Raw genomic sequence first — 18935 nt, 5'->3', positions numbered from 1 at the left:
GTCATCGGTGTCAGGTTCCGGCACCAATGGCGGCCAGAATGGGACGCATGTTGGAAACCTCGGCGCGCCTGCTGCGTCTGCTGTCGCTGCTTCAGGCGCGGGGAGAATGGACCGGCGCCGCACTGTGCGAGCGGCTCGAGGTCAGCCTCCGGACGGTGCGGCGCGACGTCGAGCGGCTGCGCGAGCTGGGCTACCCGGTCGACGCCACGCCCGGGGTGGCGGGTGGCTACCGGCTGGGGGTGGGCGCGACCCTGCCGCCGCTGCTGCTCGACGACGAGGAGGCGGTGGCGGTGGCGATCGGGCTGCGCACGGCCGCCACCGGCAGCGTGGCCGGGCTGGAGGAGAGCTCGGTGCGGGCGCTGACCAAGCTCCAGCAGATGCTGCCCGCGCGCCTGCGCCACCGGGTCGGCGCCTTCGAGGCCGCCACGGTCGCGCTCGCCGGGCCGGCCGGGGACGGCTCCGGCGTGGCCGCCGACCTGCTGGCCGCGATCGCCGGAGCCTGCCGCGACCACCGCCGGCTGCGGCTGCGGTATCCGGGACGCGACGGGGTCGCCTCGCGGACCGTCGAGCCGCATCGCCTGGTGCACACGCCGCGCCGCTGGTATCTGGTGGCCTGGGATGTGGACCGCGCCGACTGGCGGACCTTCCGCGTCGACCGGATCGAGGGCCCGCTCGGGCCGCCGGGCGCCCGCTTCGCCCCCCGCACCCCGCCCGGACGCGACACCGCCGCCTTCGTGTCGGAGGCCATCTCCTCGGCGCCCTACCGTTACCGGGCGCGGATTCTGTTCCGCGCCCCGCTGGAGGACGTGGCACCGCGCACCTCACCCGCGGCCGGGCGGCTGGAGCGGCTCGGCCCCCGCGCCTGCGTGCTGCACACCGGCTCCAACTCGCTGGAGGATCTCGCCCTGTATGTCGCCGTCAAGGGTTTCGCGTTCGAGGTGCTCGATCCGCCCGGCCTCGTCCCGGTGCTGCGCGTCCTGTCCGACCGGCTGCGTGCCGCCGCCGACGCGGGTTCAGGCGCGAGCCTCCTTGGTCTCTCCCCCGTGCACGATGAGCGCGTACAGGACGAGTACGTCCACCGCGATGACGGTCAGTGACCACCACGGGTTGATCGCGATCCACATGAGCTGGCTCAGCGCGTTGAGCATCACGATGATGACCGCGGCGATGCGTGCCCAGGTCTGCCCCATGGTGAGTGCGACGCCGGTGACGATGAGCAGAATGCCGAACGCGAGGTGCAGCCAGCCCCATCCGGTGAGGTTGAACAGCAGTAGTCGCCTGGCCGTCTGGACGTAGAGGTCGCCGTAGATGACGGCGTACATGCCGGTGATGGCGTTGAACAGGCCCGACAGGATCATGATGATGCCCGCGAACCATACCCAGCCCACCCAGCCGGTGACGGGCTGCGGCTGCGGTTGCGGCCGTGTCTCATAGGCCATGGCGAATCCCCCTGAAGACGGGCCCCTTGACACGCCCTTCCGTGGAGGGGTGATGTGGGCCGACCATGTTCCGACAGTACTGATCTGAGTGCGCCGTAGCCTTTTGGCGAGGTAAATGTTGTTACTGGGGGTTTTGGTGGTGCTGGCGTGCCCGTTCCTGGCGAGGGTGTACTCGTCGTACGTTTCTGCGGCCCGGGTTCGACCGTCTAGGACAACAGTGCTGCCAGTGTGCGGAGTGAGCGCCTCGCCAGCGCGTTGATCACCGGGCGGGCCAGTGGCCACAACGCCCTTCCCGCCGGGCCGAACGGCAGCTCGAGCTCCTCGGCCCAGATGACCCGGCTGCCCTCGCCGTCCGGTCGGACGCGGATGATGCCGGTGCCTCGGATCAGTGTGCCCGTGTGGCGCATGCGGACCTCGGTGGGAGGGTTCCACCTGGTGATCGTCATCGTGTCCAGGAAACCGAGCCTTCCGATGCCGGTGAAGGCTTCCACCGTGTCCTTGCCGGTGGCTCTCGCCGTGGTCAGGAACATCCACTCCTCGTGCCGCGGCCAGTCCGTGACCAGCGCGAACACCTGCTGCGGGGACGCGTCGACGTGCACGGCGGCGCCTGCGTAGGCGTGGCGCATCTGCTCCTCCCTTCCCTGGGTTCGGTCAATCGATGATCTCTTTGGCGGCGGCACGGATCTCGTCCAGCAGGAGGGCGAGGTCGGCCTCGGTGGTGTCCGGGTGAAGGACGCAGGCGCGCAGCGCCGCCCTGCCACAGAGCTCGGTGCCGGTGAGGAAGGCGCGTCCGCGACGCTGCACCACCGACGGGATGCGCTGGTTCAGCACGTCGGCCATGCCCGGGACCGGCGATCGGTAACGGAAGGCGACGACCGAGGTGACCGCAGGGGTGAGCAGGTCGAAGTCGTCGGCGGCCTCGACCATGGCCGCGAGCGTGCGCGCCAGACCCGTGGTGCGCCGCACCAGCCGGACGACACCCGCACGCCCGAGGTGCGCGATCGTGGCCCACACGCGCAGCGCCCGGAAGGGACGGGTCTGCTCGGGGCCGTACTCGGAGAACCAGCCCAGTTCGTCGGCGCCGTCGTCACGAAGGTAGGACGGCACGAGGCTGAAGGCGCCGCGTGGGCCCGACCGATCGCGAAACAGGACGCAACCGCAGTCGACGGGGACGCCGAGCCACTTGTGCGGGTCCAGCGCGAGAGAGTCGGCCAGCGCCAGCCCCGCGTAGCCGGGGTCGGGCTCGTCGGCGAGGACGCCGAGCGCGCCGTAGGCGCCGTCGATGTGGAACCACAGGCCGTGCTCGCGCGCGACCTCGGCGATTTCCTCCAGCGGGTCGACGGCGCCCGTGTTGACCGTGCCGGCGCTGGCCGCGACGAAGAACGGGCGCAACCCGGCCCGGATGTCGGCCGTGATCAGGCGGCGCAGCGCGACGGTGTCCATGCGGAAGGCGTCGTCGACCGGGACCACGCGGAGGTATCGGCTGCCCAGGCCCAGCAGCTCGGCCGCCTTGCGCAGGCAGCTGTGCCCCTCGCCCGACAGATAGATCGTCAGCGGGCGGGACGCGTACAGGCCCGTCTCCCGCACGTCGCAGCCGTCCTGCCCGGTCGCCCACTGCCGGGCCGTGGCCATCGCGACGATGGTGGCCACGGACGCGCCGCTGGTCAGCAACCCGGCGCCCGGCTGGTGCGGGAAGCCTGCCAGCTCCGCCAGCCACCGTACGGCGGTGCGCTCCAGCAGGACGCCCGCGTGCTCGCCACCGGCGCAGCTCGGATTCAAGGCCGCGGCCAAGGGGGCGACCAGCACACCGGCGGGCGAGGGCGGGGAGTTGACCCAGCCGAAGAACCGGGGGTGCCCGTTGCCCATCGGGTAGGGCAGCACCCGATCACGCACGTCGCCGAGCAGCGCCTCCAACGGGCGGCCCGCTTCGGGCAAGGGTTGCTGGGTGAGCCATGAACGGTCCGCGTCGGGCACCGGCCGCCAGACCGGTCCACCGGGCACGGCGGCCAGGTGGCCGGTCGCCAGGTCCGCGGCCGACCGGCTCGCTCGCCCAAGTTCGTCCATCACGTCCTCCGGTCAGGTTTCTCGTGCTGTGGGCCGGTGATGGGCATCGGCGGCCCGGCCCAGCGCCATGGCCAGGTAGTACCCGCACACGTCGTCCGCGTCGTTGGCGAAGGCATGCCACCGGTCGCCGGGGAAGTAGGCGCTGTCCCCGGCCGCCAGAAGGTGAGGCACACCGCCGACGGTCAGGCGTAGCCGCCCTGACTCCACCGCCACGTACTCGTGTGATCCCGGGGGATGCGGCGCGAACTCCCCGGCATCGACGCCGGGCTCCAGGGTGGTGCGCATGAACTCGAACTCCACCCCCGCAAGGACGGGAGAAAGGATGCGCCGCTCCCATCCGGAGGGGTCGCGTACGACGTGCTGCCGCTCGCGCGGCAGGATCGTCACCTCAGGGCGAACGGGTTCGTCCAGCAACCGGGCGATCGAGGTGCCCAGCGCGGTCGCCAGCCGGTCGAGCACCAGCACACTCGGCGTCTTGGTGCCGCGCTCCACCTCCGACACCATGCTCCGGCTCACACCGCTCACCTCGGCGAGCCGCTCCAGAGCCATCCCGCGAGCCCGCCGCTCCGCCCGGATCCTGGCCCCCAGCTCGGTCATGGACAATCCGCTGGAGAGAAAGTCACCCATCTCTCCACTATAGCGATGCTCATCCTCTATAGAGGAGGGGCATGTTCGACGGTGGGATCGGCCCGCCCGCGGCGAGGTCCGGCAGATCGGACTCAACATCGCCCTGCCGGCAGCCGCCGCGGCGACCGCCTGGCTCGCCACCGTCTGGCTCTGACCGGCCGGCGGGCGGCCGAGCTGTTCGAGGCCGCCACCGGCGGTTGGACACTGCACCAACTCCGGCACTCGGCGCTGACCCACGCGGCCGAGGATGGCGCCAACACCTCCACCCTGCCGGCCTACTCCGGGCACACCTCGGTCGCCTCAATGGCCCGCTACGCCCGAGTTTCCGGCGAAGCACTCGCACGCTGGCAATCGGGACGTGATCCCGCCGCCCGCAGGCGCTGAGGAACGGCGCAGAAAACGATGGGGGCCAGAGAGCGTTTCATCCCCCTCGGATAACGATCGGCCTGCCGTCCGGTAGGCGCAGGCTCAGACGCAGCCGCCCGGCTTCAGGGACTTGGACCAGGCCGGGAGTACGTCGGTGATCGGGATGGACAGGGCGCCTGCGACTTCCTCGTAGGTGAGGTCGGCCCAGGCCACGAGTAACAGGACGTCGCGGTCACGGCCCTTCAGCGAGGCGAGCGCCTGGGCCAGAGGGCGGCGTACGGCATGCGCGCTCGCCCGCTCAAGAGCTTGTTCCGCGGCGTCGTCGGCGTCGGGAAGCACGCCCACTTTCGAGTACGCCTTATAGCGGTGTGTCTCGGCGCGCTGATGCCGGTGGATGAAGTTGGTCGCGAAGCCGTACAACCAGGGCAGGGCCTCCGGGCGGGCGGTGTCGTAGTCGCGGCGCTGCCTGAACGCGGCGAGGAACGTCTCGGAGACGACGTCGTCGGCCGTGTCGTCGCCGAGGCGGCGGGCCACATAACGGTGGATGTGTCCTGTGTGCCTGTCGAACAGCAAGGCGAAATCCTTGGGATCTCGCCACGACCGTTCGATCAGGGCGGCGTCAGACAGGGTCGTACGGAGGGGCATGGGGGTGGGCCTTTTCAAGGAAGGAGTGTCGCCTGTCTTTCACACGAGTGAGGAAACGAGTTCACGGGGAGGCTGCCGACCGCCCGGCAGGCTCGGGTGAAGGCCACGAGTGCGCGCCGAGATCCGCCGCCGCGGCCAGGCGTGGGAGGACTTTGTGCGGGCGTCGCGCTATCGCCGTCAGCGGGGTTCTGCGGCGCGTCCCGCCTGAGGTTGTGCGATCGCGGAGGCCGCGGCGCACAGGATCGCGGTCCACGCCAGGGTGGCCTCGGTCGAGGTGTGATCGGCGACCACGCCGGCGATCCACGGCCCGGCGGTCTGCCCGGCCGCGAACACCGTGGTGAAGGCCGCCAGCGTGGCGGTCCAGTCGGCGGACGGGACGTTGGCCTTGATGAGGGCGGTGATGGCGGCGGGCACGCCCATGAACGTCGCCCCGTAGACGATCGCGGAGGCGAGGATGACCGGTGGCGCGGGTGCCGCCAGCGCCAGTGCCGCTCCGCCGGCCAGAAGGGCGAGCAGGGTGGCCATGGTCCGGGTGGCGGGCCACGCGGCGGTGGGGCGGCTCCACAGCGCGGGCGCCGCGAGGACGGCCAGGCCCAGCGCCGCCCAGGTGAGCATCACCTGCCCGGGCGGGGCGTGCTGGTCGGCCAGGTAGGCGGACAGGAAGGTGATGTAGGTGATGTACCCGGCGGCGAACAGCAGGTAGGCCACGGCGGCCCCCCACAGCGGGCGCAGCCGGGCCCGGCCTGCCGCGGCGGCCTGCGCCTCCTGGCCCGTGGTCGCCGCGCTCCAGCTCGCCCCGGTCGCCAGTGCGGCGGCGGCGGCCAGGCCGACCCAGGCCAGGCGCCAGTGCTCCCCCAGCGCGGGGATGCTCACACCACTGACGATGATGCCCAGCCCGGTGCCGGCGAAGTACACGGTGATGGGCGCGCCGGAGGCCGCGCGGGCGGCGAGGCGCGAGGCGATCACGCCGCCGGAGACGAACACCGCCGCGCCCGCCGCTCCGGCCGCGACCCGTGCGGCCAGCAGTGCCAGGTAGGCGTCGCTCGCCGCGGTCGCGGCCAGCGACACGGCCGTGAGCGCCATCCCGATGCGGAACGTGGCGGCGGTGCCCATGCGGCGTGCGAGCGCGGCGGTGACCAGCGCGCCCAGGAGGTAGCCGAGCCCGTTGGCGGTGCTCATCGCTCCGGCCTCGGCCAGTGTCCAGCGCAGGTCCTCGCGCATGGCCGGCAGGAGCAGGCCGTAGGCGAAGCGCGCGAGCCCGAGCGCCGAGGCGGTGCCGAGCGCCAGCCGGCCCGCCTGCCATGCCGCCCTGGGCTCCATCTTCAGCGCCGTCCGCGTCATCGGTCCGATCTCTCGGCGGCGGCGTCGCCGTGGGGTGTCGCGTCCCGCGCGTCCGAGGCGTTCCGGACTGGTGGTGAGGCGTAAAGATCCGGCATGACACTCCAAAGATCGAACCGATCGGTACGAACTATGGCGCATCTCCGGGCCTTGACGCTTCATGCCAAGAATTCGGGCGCAGCGCTTGAGGTTCCAGTGGGTGGAAGGTGCAGATTCGAGCCATTCCTGGACAGGCGGGCCACGCTGAGAGGGCTGGCGTGGACACACGTCAAAGCCCTCGACGCGGAGATCGCCACCTTGAAGGTACGGCGTGCCGTCCTGCATGTTCTCGCCCAACGTGAGGGTGATCCTGGACCGGATCATCCCTGTCATGCGGTCTTCGTGCCCTCCTCCACCCCGGCCCGTGCGGAGAGTTGTTCGCGCAGTCGGGACAGGCGGGCGATCTCCGCGTCGAGGGCGGCGAGCCTGCGCTCCACCACGCCGCTCGCCATGGAGCAGCCGGGGCCGGCGCGTGGCGGAAGCGTGTCGCCGTCCAGCAGGTGAAGGCGATCGGCGCAACTACGGACGTCCTCGACGGTCAGCCCCAGCGACAGCAGTTCGCGGATGATACGCACCCGGGCCACTTCACGCGGCCCATACTCGCGCTGCCCGTTCGTGGTGCGCGGGGGCGGACTCAGCAGTCCGCGCTGTTCGTAGAACCGCAGTGCCCGGGGCGTGGTGCCCGCCGCGGCCGCCGCGTCGCCGATGCGCATCAGTCCTCCTGTGAGCCCCTACAGTTCGACGATGACGGTCCCGAAATGCCGTCCCTCGATCATCTCCTGCAACGCACGTGGCGCGTGATCGATGCCCGAGACCCGGACGTAGGGGAAGGTGATGTCGCCGGTGCGCAACCAGCCGCCGAAGCGTTCGAGCCACCGGGATCGCACCTGCTCGTCGAAGCCCTGAAAGGCCCGGATCGAGATCCGCTTCAGGATGAGCTGGTAGGTGTCGAGTTCGACGGGCGCCGCCCCGCCCGTTCCCTGAGGTGACATCTGCCCAGACAGTGCGCCGATCAGGACGAACCGGGCTCCGGGCCGGGCCGCGACCGCCGCCACCTGAAGCTGGTCGCCGCCGACGTTGTCCACGTAGACGTCGATGCCGCCCGGGGCGGCCTTCGCCAACTGCTCCTCGATCGGCGCCGCGCCGCGGATCACCGTCGCGTCGTATCCGAGCTCACGGACCAGCCGGTCGGCCTTGTCCTGTGAGCCGGTGCTGCCGATCACCCGGCCGGCGCCGAGCAGCCGGGCGATCTGCCCTGCCAGCGATCCGACGCCGCCGGCCGCGCCCGAGACGAACACCGTGTCCCCTGGCCTGACCTCCGCATCCCTGGTCAGCGCCGCGTAGGCGAACCCGCCCTGGCTCAGGTGCGCGACGGGGTCGGGCAGCGCGTCGCCCAGCGGCGTGACCTGATCGACCGGCACGATGGCGTACTCGCGCCAGCCCAGCCAATGGGAGATCAGGTCGCCCGCCCGCAGCCCGCTCTCGCCGGGAGCCGACACGACCTGTCCGATCGCGGGGCCGAGCAGCGTGTCGCCGGGGCGCAGCGGCGGCACGGGTGCGTCCTCCGCACTCCCGCCGATCAACGTGCGGAGCGCGGCGAAGACATGGAAGAAGCGATTGCGGACCAGCACCTGGCCATCGTCCGGCGTCGGCAGCGGAACCTCGGCGAGCACGAAATGCTCGGGCCTGGGCAGTCCATCGGGTACAGCAGCGAGCTGGACTTCTCGTGACATGTGCGGAAGGGACGGCACGTTACGCTCCTTGGATGTACGGCGAGAAAGGGCCTCGCGACCTTAACTCCTGACCCGCACGTCAAGGGCAACCCGGAGGGCGACCGCGCATACCGGCACGGGTGACGAAGGCGTCCGCCTGCCTCCAGGATCGCCCGCGGGGGAACCCAGGGCCGAGTGCCGCACGGCGTGGGCCCAGCCGATGGAGGCGCTGGTGGCCGAGCGCCGCCCCGACCGGCCGGTACCGCCGATGGCCGGTACCGCCGCGGTCGGGGCGGTTGTGCATCTGCTGGCCACCGTCATCGAGGAGGGCCGGGACCTGTCCTCGATGAGCGGCATCCTGGCCGACAGCTCCTATCGTCTGCTGCCGGCCTGACGGCCCGGCCTCACTTCAGGTGCCGGGCGAAGAACCGGTTCCCGGCGTCCCCCTCGAACTGCGGGACGCCGGTGTGCCCGCCCATATTGGCGTGCAGCGTCTTCTCCTTGGAGCCGAAGGCGTCGAACAGGTCCAGGGCCAGCTGCCGGTCGTTCCCTTCGTCGTCCCACTGCAGCAGGACCTGCAGCGGAATGGTGACCTGCCGGGCCTCCTCGAACATGGCGCGGGGCACGAAACTTCCGGCGAACAGAAGGGCGGCCGAGATGCGCGGCTCGACCACCGCCAGCCGGAGGCCGATGGCGAGCACCCCTCCCGCGTACCCGACCGGGCCGCCGATCTCGGGCAGCGAAAGGAGGGCGTCCAGGGTGGCCCGCCATTCCGGGACCGCCTTTTCGACCAGCGGGAGGACGAGCCGGTCGACGACCTCGTCGTCGACCGGCTCGCCGGCCTCCAGCGCCCGGTGCAGGTCGGCGCGGGCCTCCTCTGCGGCGGCGAAACGGGGCCGGTCACCGCCCCCGGGGAGCTCGATGGTGGCCGTGGCGAAGCCCTCCGCCGCGGAGTGCCGGGCCCGGGTCACGAGCCGGGGGTACATCTTGTGCAGTCCGCCGGGGTGGCCGACCAGGATCAGCGGCGCCGGCGCGGATGCGGCTGCGGCTGCGGGCGCCCACAGGATGCCGGGGATCTCGCCGAGGGTGAATTCGCGCTCGAGGACGCCGTCGTCGAGGCGCTGTTCAGAAGTGAATCGCACGGTCGTGCCTTTCGGGAGTGCTCTTGAACGGCGCTCCCGGACGACCTATCGCCCGACCGTGACCCCAGAGGGGAGCACCCATGTCGATACTGCGTTCACGGGTACCACCTCCTCGGTCTCTCGCACGGCCTCCGGAAATGTAGCAGTGGTCGCCGTGGTCGGCCAACGGGTTTTCGCGGAGGCTCCGTGGCCGGATGCCACGCAGCCACTCGCCTAAAGGCCAAGGCCAGGCCGTGTCGTTAAGGGCTTCGGGCCTGTGCGGTGATCGCAGCGTGGCGAAGCCGGCGGCCTCCAGGCGCTGATCAGTTCACCGGGAGCAGGGTGATCCAGCCAGGAGTCCAGCTGGACTCCTGGCCGGGGTGGCATCTCGGCCCAGCATCGGCTGAGGGACCGCGTTCTGCAGAAGGCGATCAGAACACCATCGTGATCAGGTCGGCGAACAGCTCCTGTTCGTCGATCTCAAGCCCGCGGTTCGTGAACCACATGGCCATGTTGTGGCAGTCGCGCATCAGGAAGTCCATGCCCTTCGGGTTGCCGACGATGTCGACGACCTGAGGCAGGTCGATCATCACGATCCGCTCGGCCTGCGCGAGGACGTTGTACGGCGAGAGGTCGCCGTGCGCGAGCCCCGCGCGGGCCAGTTCACGCATGCCGTTGCGGAGCTGCTCGAAGTACACACCGAGCAGCTCCTTCGACGGCCGGACCTGGGCGAGCCGGGGCGCGGCACCGCCCTCGCCATCGTCGATGAACTCCATCAGCAGCTCGGTGCCGTCCACCTGCACGGGATACGGCACCGGGACGCCGGCCTCCCACAACCGGTTGAGGGCGTCCCATTCGGCGTACGCCCACTGACCGGCCGCGACACTGCGGCCGTGCGAGGTCTTCTTCGCCATCGCCCGGCTGTCGCGGCTGTTGCGGGTACGGCGGCCTTCGACGTACGACGTACTGCGGTGGAAGGACCGGTGTTCCTCGGTGCGGTACCGTTTCGCGGCCAGCAGCGAGGACTTCGCCGGGTTGTCGCCGATGGCTTCGACGGCCCGTTCGAGCAGGAAGACGTCGGCTTCCTTGCCGGTTTTGAGGACGCCGAGCTCGGTGTCGATCGCAGCCTGGTCCGTCACAACCCACGAGGGGCGTGGTTTCGGGCCGCGAGAGCCGCGCTCGACGTCCAGCCAGGTGGACCACCGCTGATCCGGGCCCAGCTCCTCGTCGACCGAATGGAACTTGAAGACGAAGGCGCCGGCCGGATCTGGCCGGGGCTCGTCACCGGTGAATTCGGACCGGCGGGAGTCGAGGCCGGAGTAGGTGTCAGAGAGTTCGTACTCGGAAGACAACGGGTGTGCTCCTGAACAAAGAGGTGGGACTGATGCGGACATGCCGCAGCACAGTGATGACCATCCGTCAGCCCTCCTTAGTCCAGGCAGCGTTCGCCGCCGCTCGATCAACCCAGCGTGCCCGCCCGTTCCGGACCCCGCAACGTATTTACCGGAACTGGGACCGCGCGGTCGGGCTCAGCCGGAGCTCCTGCCGCTATCTCGGAGCCGACGCCTGGCGCCGCAGTGCCGCCTTCCTCCTCGACGGCCGTCGCACACAAGCTGCCCGCGACCCGCTCCCGCGACACCCCAGCAGGTGTTCGCGGTGCTGGGCAGACTCACCGGCACGCCCTAGCGCACGACCCGGCAGGCCGTCCGCGCCCAGACCCACGGCGTCGGAACCAGCCGGAACTCGGGGTCAGCGGCGGGAGGCCGAACCAGGGCAGGGCGGACTTCGGAGCCCGGCCCGCACTGTGCCGGAAAGTTCGGGCTTCAGCTACGGCGAGCAGGCACAAAGAAGCCGCAAGCAGGAGCTTCAGCATCGGCGAGAAGACAGGCGACGAAGCCCGGCCCGTTCTGCGGCGGGTCGACAGGACAGCGGGGGCCGTAGAGCGGAGGCGGGTGGGCGTTCCGGCCGACTTAAGACCGTGCCAGTTACCCCCGCGCCCGAAGTAAGGCCGAAGGCGAAAATCACCAGACCCCGGGCAATCGCGGTCGGCCGGAACGCCCACCCGCCTCCGCGGCCTCCACCACACGGCCGGACATCCCACGGAAAGCCGGAGAAGCGGGCCCCGAACGCCGGCCTAGACGAACCGAACGTCGTGCCGAGCCCCGCCGGGCTCGGCGAAGGCCAGCAGCGCGAAGGCCTCGGCCCGGACCTCCTCCTGCTGGGAGGCGGACCACGCGGAGAACGGCTCGACGGACACCACCTGTTTGTCCCGCTTCCAGACCCCCTGGACGAACCCGTCGACCAGCACGGTCCCGAGCACCTGCCCGTTGACGGTGATGACCCGTTTGCGGTGCGCGTCGGAGATGACGCGCGAACGGTCGGCGTGACTGAGCAGCAGATTGTCGAACGGCGCGAGCAGCCGCACCGGCGCGGGCACGGAGGCGTCGGGCCGAGGCGCCTCGGGCAGGTCGTACAGCTCCCGCCCGTGCTCGTCCTCCAGGGTGACCAGCTGCGGCCGCAGCCGCGTGACGACCTCGCGCAACCCGGTCAGCCCCGACCAGGCCTGCACGTCGGCGACGGTGGCGGGCCCGAAGGCGGCCAGGTAGCGCAGCACCAGCCGCGACATCGACGGTTCGGGATGCGGCTCGCGCCCCAGCCACGACTCAAGGCCGGCGTACGCGGTCTGCCCGGACTTGCCCCACACGGCGCGCGGCGGCACCTGCACCAGCGGCATCAGCAACCGCACCGCCTGTGACAGGTCACCGGAGGCGACGCCGGGGAAGAGCGGGGCCAGCCGCTCGCCCAGCTTGGCGGCGGTCAGCGGCCCCTCGGCGAGGAACGAAAGCCGCGACCACAGCCCGAAGTACGGCGGGAACGGCGCCTGCGCCTGCAGCCCCACGAGGCGCTCGACGGCCTGCACGGCGGGCATGGTGTGGCTGGAGCAGCAGCTGGCGGGCCAGGGTGGCCCGGTTGAGGGCTTGACGGGTGATCACTGGCCATTCCTGGAGGTCATACCGTCGAGCAGGTAGCCGAGGCCGCGGGCGAAGGTCTCGTCCCAGTCGTGGTCGAGGCCGTGGGCGGCCAGAGTCGGGTAGGCGGCGTGCCGGGCGCGGAGATGGTCGCGCATCGCGGCGTCGGTGGCGTCGCGCTCGCGGGTCTGCATCGTGGCCGAGCCGGTGACGTACGTGGACAGGCTGAAGGCGGCAGCGGGCAGGTCGGGCCCGGTGAATCCGGCTCCGGCCAGCGTGGCGTAGAGAAACTCGGTGCGGCTGAGCGCGTTGGGACCCATCATCGGGCGGTCGAGCAGCCCGGTGGACCACGGGTGGCGGAGCATCGCGGCCCGCCAGGCGCCGGCCAGCTCGCTCACCCGAGCCCGCCAGCCGCCCGGCCCCGCCGCCCCAGCCGGCCCAGAGGGCAGGGGCACCTCGCCGAACACCGCGTCGAGTGCCAGGTCGAGCACGTCGTCCTTGGTCTTGACGTGCCAGTAGAGGGTGGTGGAGCCGGTGTCGAGCCGTTCGGCGAGGCGCCGCATCGTCAGCCGCGCCTCGCCTTCGGTGTCGAGCAGGGCCACGGCCTCGGTGACGATCCGGTCGAGGGTGAGCGTCTGGCGCTCCTGTTTTCGCGGTCGCAGCCACACGCTTTCGCCAGCCATGCGCCCGATCCTACGACCGTGTACCGGATCGGTGATCCGGTACACGGCCGTCAGGCAGCGATCAGGCCGATCAGGCCGATCGGGCGGATCGGGCGGATCGGGCGGATCAGAAGGTGTGACGGTCGGGCAGCATGTCGTCGTCGGGGATGGAGGGCGCGCTGCGCTGGTTCGCCTGGGCGCCGGTCACTCCGGCCCAGCGCAGCAGGGTGTCGGTGGCCGCCTGACGCTCGGCCTCGGGCAGGCGGGAGATGTTCGCCCCGTGGTTGGCGCCGGGGGCGACGTACAGGTAGGAGTCGTTGCGGCTGGGCGTGAACTGCTCCGCGCTCCACGGGTCGTTCTGGCCGTAGACGAACATCATCCGGCTGGACTGCTTGCTCACCCAGTGGTCGACGTCCAGCATCGGGCGCGGGTCGTGGAAGGTGCGCAGCGCGGCGGGGAGGACGGAGTTGGGCTGGTAGAGCCCGGGGTAGCGGGTCAGGCCGCGCAGGTGCTTGAACGTGAGCTCGGGCCAGCCGAGCTGGGCGGCCGCCTGGCGGTAGTAGGGGACGTAGTAGTCCATGCCCTGGTCGGTGTAGAAGGAGAATCCGGCGACGGTGTCGATCCAGTCATAGATCTCGTCGTCGGTGGCCGTGGCGGGCGGCACGTCCGCGCAGTCGCTCTCGCTGGAGTACTGCCAGAAGGCCCACACCGAGTCGAGGACGGTCATCTCGAACGACCGGTCGGCGGTGCCGAGCGACCTGGTGAAGGTGTAGCCGTTCTGCGCGGCCTCGGCCTCGAACCTGGGCACCAGCCTGTCGCGCCGCTTGAGCGCCTCCTTCTGCACGTTGTCCAGCACGGTGCGGCAGGCGGCGTCGCCCACGTTCGCGAAGAACTCGTCGTAGGCGCGGTCGGCGGGGTTGACCCGGTCGTTCGGCGCGACGTAGGCGACCACGCCGTCCACGTCGCCGGGGTAGAAGCGGCGATGGTAGACCGAGGTCATGCCGCCCTTGCTGGCGCCGGTCTGGATCCACTTGCCGTTGTAGACGGTTTTGAGGGCCTGGACGATGCGGTGCTCGTCGCTGGCCTCCTGCCAGATGTCGAGCTTGGACCAGTCGGCCGGGTCCGGGCGTGAGCTGCGGAAGAACCGGTGCTCGACCGAGACCTGGTTGGCGCCGAGCAGCCGGGTCGGCTCGGTCTGGGAGGCGCTCGGGTTGACGGGCAGGCCGTAGCCGCTGGTGTAGAGCACCACGGGAGCGTCGTCGGAGCGGTGCAGCAGGGTGAAGCGCTGCTGGTACGTGCCCTTGCCGGGGTGGCGGTGGTCCACCGGCTGGGTGAGGGTGAGGACGAAGAAGCGGAAGCCGCTCGGCTGGGTCTCGGAGACGACGGTCAGGCCGGGGATGGCGGTGAGCTTGGCCAGCAGGGCGTCGTCGGCCGTTGTCGCGGAGGCGGTGAGGGGTGCGGCGGCCGAGGCCGGTTGGGCGACGGCGCCGGTGGTGAGTAACGCGAGGGCGAGGGCGGCCGGGAGCAGCCGGGTGCGCGTGGACATGGTTCTCCTGGTGGTGCGTCAGGGTGATCGTGATACCAGTCAGATGTCCCACTTATACCGATCTGGTAGTTCTGACGCGACCCCCGGAAGATCACGGAACGTGCCGGGCCGCCATCACGACGATGCGCCGAAAAACGTTGTACGAGATCCGGATCGATGGTCTAGTACTAGAACAATGAGCCACATCGAGGTCAGTGAGTTGACGTACCTGCTGCCTGACGGGCGGCCGCTGCTGGACCGGGTGTCGTTCCGGGTCGGCGAGGGCGGCAAGGCGGCGCTGGTCGGGCCGAACGGCGCGGGCAAGACCACCCTGCTGCGACTGATCGCCGGAGAGCTGGAGCCCGCCTCGGGGCGGGTGGCCGTGTCCGGCGGGATCGGCGTGATGCGGCAGTTCCTGGGCCCGGGCACGGTCGCCGACCTGCTGCTGGCCGTCGCGCCGGGCCCGGTCAGGCGGGCCGCCGCCGCACTGGCCCGGGCCGAGGCGGCGATCGGCGAGCGTGACGACGAGCCGGCCCAGCTCGCCTACGCGCAGGCCCTCAGCGACTACGCCGACACCGGCGGCTACGAGCTGGAGGTGGTGTGGGACGTGTGCGCCACGCAGGCGCTCGGCCTGCCGTACGAGCAGGTCAGGCGCCGGCCGCTGGGCACGCTGTCGGGGGGCGAGCAGAAGCGGCTCATGCTGCGCGCGCTGCTGCGCGGGCCCGACCGGGTGCTGCTGCTCGACGAGCCGGACAACTTCCTGGACGTGCCGGCCAAGCAGTGGCTGGAAGGCGAGCTGCGGGCCAGCGCCAAGACCGTGCTGCTGGTCTCCCACGACCGCAGGCTGCTCGCCGAGACGGCCGACCGGATCGTGACGGTCGAGTCGCGCGGCGTGTGGGTGCACGGCGGCGGCTTCGCCGGCTACGGGCAGGCACGGCAGGACCGGGTGCGCCGGCTGGAGGAGCTGCGCCGCCGCTGGGACGACGAGCACGCCAGGCTGCGCGACCTCGTGCACGTGCTGCGCCAGCGCGCCAAGGGCAACGACGCGCTGGCCACGGCCTACCAGGCGGCGCTCACCCGGCTCGACAGGTTCGAGCGGGCCGGTCCGCCCGAGCGGGTCCCCCGCCGGCAGAACATCCGCATCCGGCTGCGCGGCGGCCGCACCGGCAAGCGCGCCGTCACGTGCGAGCGGCTGCGGCTCACGGGCCTGCTGGACGCCTTCGACACCGAGATCTGGTACGGCGAGCGGGTCGCGGTCCTCGGCCTCAACGGCACCGGCAAGACGCACTTCCTGCGCCTGCTGGCCGGGGAGCCGATCGAGCACACCGGGCTGGCCCGGCTGGGCGCCCGCGTCTCGGCGGGCCTGTTCGCCCAGACCCACACCCGCCCTGACCTGCACGGCCGTACGGTCACCGAGATCGTCATGACCGAGCACCGGCTGGCCCGCGACGACGCCATGGCCGCGCTGGCCCGCTACGAGCTCGCGCCCGCCGGAGGCCAGCGCTTCGAGACGCTGTCGGGCGGGCAGCAGGCTCGGCTGCAGATCCTGCTGCTGGAGCTGTCCGGCGCGACCCTGCTGCTGCTCGACGAGCCCACCGACAACCTCGACCTGGCCAGCGCGGAGGCCTTGCAGCAGGGGCTGGCCGCCTTCGAGGGCACCGTGCTGGCGGTCACCCACGACCGCTGGTTCGCCGCGGACTTCGACCGCTACCTGATCTTCACGGCGGACGGGCGGGTGCTCGAGAGCGCCGAGCCCCGCTGGGACCGCTGAGCCGCCGCAGCGGCAGCCGCTCGTGATCACGTCATACAGACGTGATCACGAGCGGCTGCCGTCGTCAGACCTGCTTCCGATCACAAGATCGCATTGACCCATCCCGCGTCCGCACTGGTCATGCGACGAATGGCGGTGGCCCTACTGGCGACGTTCAAGGCGGGAGGCGGCTGACCGTGCGAGGTGGCGAGGTAGGTGCAGATCCCAATACCAAGCGCACCGCGTGGCACCGGCTGTCCACACCGATTCGACGTCGGACGGTTCGGGCACTCCCCAGCCGAAGCTGACTCCAGATTGGCGGAAAGTCTCAACTATTTCTCGGACGAAGTCCTCGAATCCCGCCTTGTCGCCGAACTCGCGGACATAGTCATCGAACAGATCCTTGTGGCCAATCCAATAGCTTGAGAGATGGTCAGTGGCAATAATCTGAGGCAGGGCCCGCGCCGCGTCCAACGTTTCCACGATCATGCTGATCTGGGGCTGCCTGTCGTATCTCGCGCCCCACGCGCTGGCCGGTATGACCTGCCGAGGTCGTTCTCCCCGAGGGGGATAGGTCAGGCACGCCCATGCGCGTTTTATCTCTTCTACGGTGCGAACGCGGGGCAATACGATCTCGTCGAAGCCCATGTTCGCGAACGTGACAAGCGAGTCCGGATCGATCGCCGGAACACGGATCAGGGTGCTCACGCCGCGCCCGGAGAGCCGGTGCACGACGTGGCTAGCCGCGATGGCGGACAGACCGGTGTACTCTGCGTCAAGCCACAGAAAGTCCATTCCAGCCTCGGCAACCGAATCGATCAGAATCGGGTCAGAGGACGAAGTCAGTAAGCCCAACTGGCGGGAGCGGACCTCGTTCACGACCTCAGCCATTGTCGGACGCTCCGGTACCCGGCCAGCCGTGCCGCGCGCCGGTCACGAGACTCAAAGAACTCATCCCCGTTGAGAAATCCATTTTTCGCACCATCTCCATTCCTGATCGCTGATAGTGACCAGCATCGCTCTCGGTAATGCCGCGGCCGATCGGCCCGCGACTGAGCCACCCTCAGCCCGCCTCGGCTGATGGCGCACGAGCCTCGCCGGCACCGTCCTCGGCGCCGGGCCGACGAGACGCTCCACCCAACCGCGTCATCAGGTTGCGAGTGATGGCGACGATGATCGGGTCGCGGCCCTCGATGCCGTGGCCCCAGTCGGTGCAGCCGGATGTGAAGACCGTGCCGCCGCGCGTGTACATGCCCATGACGGCGTTTCCATGCCCGATCGCACGTACTCGCGGCTCCATCTCCGACTCCGGGGTGACGCGTGGATCGACGCCGAACACGCGCCACTGCGTGTATCCCAGGTCGGACAGGTCGCCGTCGACCCCCGAGTTCGTAGGCGGCAGATCCTCATTCGCCCAGAGGCGCGCCGGCGACGTCGCGAGGATCTCAAAGCTCTCGGGCGTGCCGTCGCGGTGCGTCGGCACCGGCAGCCCGTCCTCACCGTAGGTGAGCTCACAGCCGTCGGCCTCGTACCCGATCACGCCGTACTCGGCGCCGATCAAGTCGCCGTAGCGGACGTCTGTGCCCTCGAAGATCCAGTGGTCCGGCCGCCAGACGAGGTAGCCGCCTGGCCCACGCGCGACGCCGTGGCCTGCGCGCACATAGCCACCATGGGTGAAGCTGACGCCGGTGAGCTGGTTCTCGGGCCGCCCCACGACGCTGTCCGACCACATGCCGCTCTGCCGTTCGGTACCGCGAAGCGGGTCCTCTCGTGGTGCCGCGTACTTGTACGAGACCATCACGCGACCTTCATCCTCGAAACGCACCTGCCAGAAGACGGCGTTGCCGGTCAGGAACATGACGTTGCCGCCGCCGGTGATGAACTCCTCCATGGAGTCGCGCATGGCCCATGACCAGTACTCGTCATGGCCGACGCTCACCACCAACTGCCGGCCGTCGAGCACCTCGGGCCGGAACTCCAGGTCCGAGCTCACCGCGAAGTCGAGCTCGATCCCCTCTTCCTCTGCCCAGGTGACGAATGGCCGCTCCCACTGGTAGAAGCCGGCCCCGTAACACCACCCGGACAGGCGATGCGCGTCGACCGTCGCGCGTTGCGTACGGAACGCCGGGTCGAAGGTGCCCATCGCCGTCGCCGCCCGCAGTCGCAGGTCAGGTGGACGCGTCAGGAAGCCGGGTGCGAACGGCCGCTCGAACGAAACGTGCGAACCGCCCGTGTAAAGACTCCGGCTGTGGTTCCAGTCGTTGTACGCGTTGTACGTGGTGTCGGTGAGCAAGAGCAGGATCGGTGGGCGCGGACGCTCGGGCGAGCTGCGCAAGACGAAGAACGCCGGCAGGTTGAGCTCGCGATCGTCCTTGCCCGGCCACGCGAACGACACCTCGTAGTAGCCGGGCCGCCAATCCGGCGGCAGCACGAGTTCGAAGGAGGACGGCCAGCCGCATCCCCGCGCGCCCACGTCCGCGGGGATCTCACGCTGGTGTCCCTCGATCCCCTCGGCCGTCCACACGACCTCACGCGTGCGTCCGCAGCGGGCGATCTCGATGTCGAAGGAGGGCACATCGGCGGTGCAGTGGACGGTGAGCGTCTCGCCCGGTGCGTAGCTTCGCCCGCCCGCGTAGCCCTCGACCGCGGCGCGAAGCATGTTGCCTGGAGATTGCATC

Annotated in this window: 19 protein-coding genes; 4 read left to right on the top strand and 15 right to left on the bottom strand. The window is 70.5% G+C overall.

What is annotated here, in order from left to right; translation table 11 throughout:
- Positions 1-47 precede the first annotated feature (47 nt).
- Positions 48-1097, top strand: a complete 1050-nt coding sequence (locus AC5L3X_RS30130; protein ID WP_494861449.1) for a helix-turn-helix transcriptional regulator — start codon at positions 48-50, stop codon at positions 1095-1097.
- On the opposite strand, the gene AC5L3X_RS30125 is transcribed toward AC5L3X_RS30130, so the two are convergent.
- From AC5L3X_RS30125 to AC5L3X_RS30110, 4 genes are all read right to left on the bottom strand, one after another.
- The gene (locus tag AC5L3X_RS30125) at positions 1014-1439 is read right to left on the bottom strand and encodes a DUF7144 family membrane protein (protein ID WP_494861447.1); all 426 of its coding nucleotides are present in this window, start codon (positions 1437-1439) and stop codon (positions 1014-1016) included. The two genes, AC5L3X_RS30130 and AC5L3X_RS30125, sit on opposite strands and share 84 nt — an antisense overlap.
- A 206-nt stretch (positions 1440-1645) precedes the next feature.
- Positions 1646-2065, bottom strand: coding sequence for an SRPBCC family protein (locus AC5L3X_RS30120; RefSeq protein ID WP_494861445.1), 420 nt, complete (start codon positions 2063-2065; stop codon positions 1646-1648).
- Between the two features lie 25 nt (positions 2066-2090).
- Complete coding sequence (locus AC5L3X_RS30115; protein ID WP_494861443.1) at positions 2091-3503, bottom strand: pyridoxal phosphate-dependent decarboxylase family protein; 1413 nt, start codon at positions 3501-3503, stop codon at positions 2091-2093.
- Between the two features lie 12 nt (positions 3504-3515).
- The gene (locus AC5L3X_RS30110) at positions 3516-4130 is read right to left on the bottom strand and encodes a helix-turn-helix domain-containing protein (RefSeq protein WP_494861441.1); all 615 of its coding nucleotides are present in this window, start codon (positions 4128-4130) and stop codon (positions 3516-3518) included.
- A 15-nt stretch (positions 4131-4145) separates the two neighbouring features.
- Between AC5L3X_RS30110 and AC5L3X_RS30105 the strand changes: the two genes are divergently transcribed.
- Positions 4146-4514 (top strand): tyrosine-type recombinase/integrase, encoded by a 369-nt coding sequence (locus AC5L3X_RS30105; protein WP_494861439.1) that lies wholly within the window; start codon positions 4146-4148, stop codon positions 4512-4514.
- A gap of 84 nt (positions 4515-4598) precedes the next feature.
- Here the strand turns inward: AC5L3X_RS30105 and AC5L3X_RS30100 are convergent, their stop codons facing one another.
- The 4 genes from AC5L3X_RS30100 to AC5L3X_RS30085 form a co-directional block, all read right to left on the bottom strand.
- Positions 4599-5141, bottom strand: coding sequence for an RNA polymerase sigma factor (locus AC5L3X_RS30100; RefSeq protein ID WP_494861437.1), 543 nt, complete (start codon positions 5139-5141; stop codon positions 4599-4601).
- Positions 5142-5318: 177 nt separating this feature from the next.
- Positions 5319-6482 carry a YbfB/YjiJ family MFS transporter gene (locus AC5L3X_RS30095; protein ID WP_494861436.1) on the bottom strand — a complete coding sequence of 388 codons (1164 nt, stop codon included), beginning with the start codon at positions 6480-6482 and terminating at the stop codon, positions 5319-5321.
- A gap of 365 nt (positions 6483-6847) precedes the next feature.
- On the bottom strand, positions 6848-7231 hold the full coding sequence (locus AC5L3X_RS30090; protein ID WP_494861434.1) for a MerR family transcriptional regulator: 384 nt from the start codon (positions 7229-7231) through the stop codon (positions 6848-6850).
- A gap of 18 nt (positions 7232-7249) precedes the next feature.
- Positions 7250-8251 (bottom strand): MDR family NADP-dependent oxidoreductase, encoded by a 1002-nt coding sequence (locus AC5L3X_RS30085; RefSeq protein WP_494861432.1) that lies wholly within the window; start codon positions 8249-8251, stop codon positions 7250-7252.
- Between the two features lie 199 nt (positions 8252-8450).
- Between AC5L3X_RS30085 and AC5L3X_RS30080 the strand changes: the two genes are divergently transcribed.
- The gene (locus AC5L3X_RS30080) at positions 8451-8624 is read left to right on the top strand and encodes a hypothetical protein (RefSeq protein ID WP_494861430.1); all 174 of its coding nucleotides are present in this window, start codon (positions 8451-8453) and stop codon (positions 8622-8624) included.
- Positions 8625-8634: 10 nt separating this feature from the next.
- On the opposite strand, the gene AC5L3X_RS30075 is transcribed toward AC5L3X_RS30080, so the two are convergent.
- The 5 genes from AC5L3X_RS30075 to AC5L3X_RS30055 all read right to left on the bottom strand — a co-directional run bounded on the left by AC5L3X_RS30075 (position 8635) and on the right by AC5L3X_RS30055 (position 14528).
- On the bottom strand, positions 8635-9372 hold the full coding sequence (locus AC5L3X_RS30075) for a dienelactone hydrolase family protein (RefSeq protein ID WP_494861429.1): 738 nt from the start codon (positions 9370-9372) through the stop codon (positions 8635-8637).
- Positions 9373-9782: 410 nt separating this feature from the next.
- A complete protein-coding gene (locus tag AC5L3X_RS30070) occupies positions 9783-10703 on the bottom strand; it encodes a serine protein kinase RIO (protein ID WP_494861427.1) in 921 nt (306 codons plus the stop codon).
- 782 nt (positions 10704-11485) lie between these two features.
- On the bottom strand, positions 11486-12271 hold the full coding sequence (locus tag AC5L3X_RS30065; RefSeq protein WP_494861425.1) for a winged helix DNA-binding domain-containing protein: 786 nt from the start codon (positions 12269-12271) through the stop codon (positions 11486-11488).
- A gap of 69 nt (positions 12272-12340) precedes the next feature.
- Entirely contained in the window at positions 12341-13003 is a 663-nt protein-coding gene (locus AC5L3X_RS30060) for a TetR/AcrR family transcriptional regulator (RefSeq protein ID WP_494861423.1), read from the bottom strand.
- A gap of 106 nt (positions 13004-13109) precedes the next feature.
- A complete protein-coding gene (locus AC5L3X_RS30055; protein WP_494861422.1) occupies positions 13110-14528 on the bottom strand; it encodes a S28 family serine protease in 1419 nt (472 codons plus the stop codon).
- Positions 14529-14703: 175 nt separating this feature from the next.
- On the opposite strand from AC5L3X_RS30055, the gene AC5L3X_RS30050 reads away from it, so the two are divergent.
- Positions 14704-16278, top strand: coding sequence for an ABC-F family ATP-binding cassette domain-containing protein (locus AC5L3X_RS30050; protein ID WP_494861421.1), 1575 nt, complete (start codon positions 14704-14706; stop codon positions 16276-16278).
- 141 nt (positions 16279-16419) lie between these two features.
- Here AC5L3X_RS30050 and AC5L3X_RS30045 read toward each other — a convergent pair whose 3' ends face one another.
- Both AC5L3X_RS30045 and AC5L3X_RS30040 read right to left on the bottom strand, forming a co-directional pair.
- Positions 16420-17148, bottom strand: a complete 729-nt coding sequence (locus AC5L3X_RS30045; protein ID WP_494861420.1) for an aldolase/citrate lyase family protein — start codon at positions 17146-17148, stop codon at positions 16420-16422.
- A gap of 172 nt (positions 17149-17320) precedes the next feature.
- Positions 17321-18934 carry a N,N-dimethylformamidase beta subunit family domain-containing protein gene (locus AC5L3X_RS30040; protein ID WP_494861418.1) on the bottom strand — a complete coding sequence of 538 codons (1614 nt, stop codon included), beginning with the start codon at positions 18932-18934 and terminating at the stop codon, positions 17321-17323.
- Between the last annotated feature and the right edge of the window lies 1 nt (position 18935).

The organism is Nonomuraea sp. CX421, assembly GCF_059358955.1.
Note: the sequence above shows the minus strand (reverse complement) of the source record. Positions and strands in the feature narration are given on the sequence as shown.

What these genes read in the sequence shown, in the direction of transcription:
- AC5L3X_RS30050 (WP_494861421.1), top strand. Translation starts at nt 14,704, where the DNA reads ATGAGCCACATCGAGGTCAGTGAGTTGACGTACCTGCTGCCTGACGGG.
- AC5L3X_RS30040 (WP_494861418.1), bottom strand. Translation starts at nt 18,934, where the DNA reads ATGCAATCTCCAGGCAACATGCTTCGCGCCGCGGTCGAGGGCTACGCG.
- AC5L3X_RS30105 (WP_494861439.1), top strand. Translation starts at nt 4,146, where the DNA reads ATGCTCATCCTCTATAGAGGAGGGGCATGTTCGACGGTGGGATCGGCC.
- AC5L3X_RS30045 (WP_494861420.1), bottom strand. Translation starts at nt 17,148, where the DNA reads ATGGCTGAGGTCGTGAACGAGGTCCGCTCCCGCCAGTTGGGCTTACTG.
- AC5L3X_RS30060 (WP_494861423.1), bottom strand. Translation starts at nt 13,003, where the DNA reads ATGGCTGGCGAAAGCGTGTGGCTGCGACCGCGAAAACAGGAGCGCCAG.
- AC5L3X_RS30125 (WP_494861447.1), bottom strand. Translation starts at nt 1,439, where the DNA reads ATGGCCTATGAGACACGGCCGCAACCGCAGCCGCAGCCCGTCACCGGC.
- AC5L3X_RS30120 (WP_494861445.1), bottom strand. Translation starts at nt 2,065, where the DNA reads ATGCGCCACGCCTACGCAGGCGCCGCCGTGCACGTCGACGCGTCCCCG.
- AC5L3X_RS30110 (WP_494861441.1), bottom strand. Translation starts at nt 4,130, where the DNA reads ATGGGTGACTTTCTCTCCAGCGGATTGTCCATGACCGAGCTGGGGGCC.
- AC5L3X_RS30085 (WP_494861432.1), bottom strand. Translation starts at nt 8,251, where the DNA reads ATGTCACGAGAAGTCCAGCTCGCTGCTGTACCCGATGGACTGCCCAGG.
- AC5L3X_RS30090 (WP_494861434.1), bottom strand. Translation starts at nt 7,231, where the DNA reads ATGCGCATCGGCGACGCGGCGGCCGCGGCGGGCACCACGCCCCGGGCA.
- AC5L3X_RS30100 (WP_494861437.1), bottom strand. Translation starts at nt 5,141, where the DNA reads ATGCCCCTCCGTACGACCCTGTCTGACGCCGCCCTGATCGAACGGTCG.
- AC5L3X_RS30130 (WP_494861449.1), top strand. Translation starts at nt 48, where the DNA reads ATGTTGGAAACCTCGGCGCGCCTGCTGCGTCTGCTGTCGCTGCTTCAG.
- AC5L3X_RS30080 (WP_494861430.1), top strand. Translation starts at nt 8,451, where the DNA reads ATGGAGGCGCTGGTGGCCGAGCGCCGCCCCGACCGGCCGGTACCGCCG.
- AC5L3X_RS30115 (WP_494861443.1), bottom strand. Translation starts at nt 3,503, where the DNA reads ATGGACGAACTTGGGCGAGCGAGCCGGTCGGCCGCGGACCTGGCGACC.
- AC5L3X_RS30095 (WP_494861436.1), bottom strand. Translation starts at nt 6,482, where the DNA reads ATGACGCGGACGGCGCTGAAGATGGAGCCCAGGGCGGCATGGCAGGCG.
- AC5L3X_RS30055 (WP_494861422.1), bottom strand. Translation starts at nt 14,528, where the DNA reads ATGTCCACGCGCACCCGGCTGCTCCCGGCCGCCCTCGCCCTCGCGTTA.